Genomic DNA, 2,025 nt, shown 5'->3' on the forward strand with positions numbered 1-2,025 from the left:
CATCATCAATCATCGTCGCCTGGATTTTTGGTTCGTCTTTCATGATCAGAACTCCAGGCGCTTAATTTCGGAGAGAAGAGCCCGGCTATGGCGCTGGATGTAGATCTGGCTGAGCTTCTGCTTGCGGGATTCGAAGTCCATGCCCACGTCGATCAGAGAAGCGTTGACGCGCTGCAAGTGTTCGATGCACCGAATCTCGCAGGGAGTCAGGTGGTCGCGGATGGAATCGGTGGGACTGATGCAATGCGCAGCGCGGTAAGCCTTGGAGGGCATGCCCAGGGCGATTCGGTTGATCAGGTCGAATTCATTACTGAAGTGGTAGTGCTTGGTTTCTTTGCCGGCGGCGAGACGGCCGTGCTTAATTGCGTCAGTTAAGGCCGGGGCCTCAAGGCGAGCCCGCTCCCTTGCCTGCTTCCCTTCGACAAGCTGAATGTGTCCGATGACGACGGCGTCGAAGGTGCGGATCACGTGCAAGTGGAATCGAGCATTGACCCACATTGCATAGGCGTAGATCAGCTCCTTGACCACGTAAGTCCCGCCGCTGCGCCCCTCAATAGTCACCACGGGTAAACTACCCGGATTCTGGGTAGTTAATTCATCGAACATTTCCGTGAACGATTCGGTTGCCATGTACTTGCCCGGCTCTTTGGTACGCTTGTTCGCGCCATCCGCCACCGCCGCCTTGTGCAGGTCATTCAGGCAATACCGACCTTCAAGGTCTTGCTTGATTTTGACGCCGCCGAGACTAAGGGCCATTGTCCGCGCCACGTTTTGCGATTGCATAAAACGTGGCGCGGGATTATTCAGGGCCTGTACATCGATATTAGAGGTGTGCATAATCGGCTCCAGATTGAAACGATATTTGCAAGCGCTGTGAAAAAGCCGGGATCGCACCCCGGCTTTTTTGTGCCTGCGATTTGGGTTTATTGGTTGAGGTCTTCATCAGGCCCTCCTTTTTCAGGCCCTAATACGACCTTCGGCGGTTCTCGCCTTGTTGTTGGCAGATGCCGGATCTTTCCGGCGCCTCTTGGCCTGGTCTTCTCGAAAAAACGCTCTGCTCCAAGCTTTGCGGCGTATTCGTCGGGCGTCATGCCCGCATCCTTCGCCAAACGTTCAAGCTTCTCGTAGAGGCGCCCATCGATCCCGTGGCAGATCGTGGTTTCAGGCACATAGCCTCCTTCAGGGCCTTCAGGCCTGCATGTGTTTACCGGTAGCATTCGGTTCAACGATGCTTTCCAACTTCTCCTCGACGCACATGCGCACAAACACGGCCAACTGCAGCTTGTGCAGGCGGGCCACCGCCTTTAACGCTTCATAGGTTTCATCGTCATAGCGGGACTTGATCTCCCGGTCTTTCAGGTGGCGTGTGTCGTCGTATGCCATTGGTGAGGCTCCTTGGTTGTTCGAAAGGGTTATGCAGCTGACTTCTTTGGGTGTGCCTCGGCGAGCAGCCAGGCAGGCTCGAACGGTTTGCCGTTGGCGGCAGCCAGTTCTGCAATTTTCTTGGCGTATTGGGTTTCGCCGGTGTACTCGGTGCGCGGCAGCGCGTCGGCAACAAGCCATTTGTAGATAGCGCGCGGGGTCTTCCCGCAGGCCATCGCCACGGAAGGAACACCACCAGCATCATCAATCGATTTCTTGAGCGGCCGCATATGGCCTCCGAGTCAAATATGAACTTACGGTACATCTTATGTCGGAACTGAAAGTACATGCAAGCGCGTGAGAACATGAACCCATGGTTCAAATAGAAGAAATCCGCAATTCTTTCGTAGCGCGCCTAAAGCAGTCCCTCGCCGAGGCTGGGATTCCTGAGTGGGGCGCGGGTGTGCGCCTGGCAAAAATGGCGAAAGTGACACCGAAGGCCTGCAGCAAATGGCTTAACGGTGAATCGATGCCTGGCGGGGCCAAGATGCTCGCCCTGGCCACAGCTCTTAACGTGCGGGTGGGGTGGCGGGAATATGGTCTTGCCGAAATGGGCGAATCTCGGCGTCCGGGGCTTTTTTAGTGTCTCACTCCCCCGCGCGC

The 2,025-nt window shown here is 56.0% G+C and carries 5 protein-coding genes; 1 reads left to right on the plus strand and 4 read right to left on the minus strand.

Going from position 1 to position 2,025, the window contains the following annotated elements; genetic code table 11:
- Positions 1-45 precede the first annotated feature (45 nt).
- From GIW04_RS30240 to GIW04_RS30255, 4 genes are all read right to left on the minus strand, one after another.
- Positions 46-837: a KilA-N domain-containing protein gene (locus tag GIW04_RS30240; protein WP_166405990.1), complete on the minus strand. Its 792-nt coding sequence runs from the start codon at positions 835-837 to the stop codon at positions 46-48.
- 86 nt (positions 838-923) lie between these two features.
- Positions 924-1,169, minus strand: a complete 246-nt coding sequence (locus GIW04_RS30245) for a hypothetical protein (protein ID WP_120249030.1) — start codon at positions 1,167-1,169, stop codon at positions 924-926.
- Positions 1,170-1,188: 19 nt separating this feature from the next.
- Complete coding sequence (locus tag GIW04_RS30250) at positions 1,189-1,383, minus strand: hypothetical protein (RefSeq protein WP_040267807.1); 195 nt, start codon at positions 1,381-1,383, stop codon at positions 1,189-1,191.
- Between the two features lie 29 nt (positions 1,384-1,412).
- The gene (locus GIW04_RS30255) at positions 1,413-1,652 is read right to left on the minus strand and encodes a hypothetical protein (protein ID WP_057978881.1); all 240 of its coding nucleotides are present in this window, start codon (positions 1,650-1,652) and stop codon (positions 1,413-1,415) included.
- Positions 1,653-1,735: 83 nt separating this feature from the next.
- Here GIW04_RS30255 and GIW04_RS30260 point away from each other — a divergent pair, with 83 nt between their 5' ends.
- Positions 1,736-2,005, plus strand: coding sequence for a helix-turn-helix domain-containing protein (locus tag GIW04_RS30260; RefSeq protein WP_329607662.1), 270 nt, complete (start codon positions 1,736-1,738; stop codon positions 2,003-2,005).
- Positions 2,006-2,025 lie beyond the last annotated feature (20 nt).

Origin of the sequence: Pseudomonas sp. PA-4-8C (assembly GCF_021606625.1) — a bacterium.
Classification (GTDB): domain Bacteria; phylum Pseudomonadota; class Gammaproteobacteria; order Pseudomonadales; family Pseudomonadaceae; genus Aquipseudomonas; species Aquipseudomonas lactis.

Bases quoted from the DNA above. Each gene is read 5' to 3' on its own strand.
- GIW04_RS30240 (WP_166405990.1), bottom strand. From the start codon at position 837: ATGCACACCTCTAATATCGATGTACAGGCCCTGAATAATCCCGCGCCA.
- GIW04_RS30250 (WP_040267807.1), bottom strand. From the start codon at position 1,383: ATGGCATACGACGACACACGCCACCTGAAAGACCGGGAGATCAAGTCC.
- GIW04_RS30255 (WP_057978881.1), bottom strand. From the start codon at position 1,652: ATGCGGCCGCTCAAGAAATCGATTGATGATGCTGGTGGTGTTCCTTCC.
- GIW04_RS30260 (WP_329607662.1), top strand. From the start codon at position 1,736: ATGGTTCAAATAGAAGAAATCCGCAATTCTTTCGTAGCGCGCCTAAAG.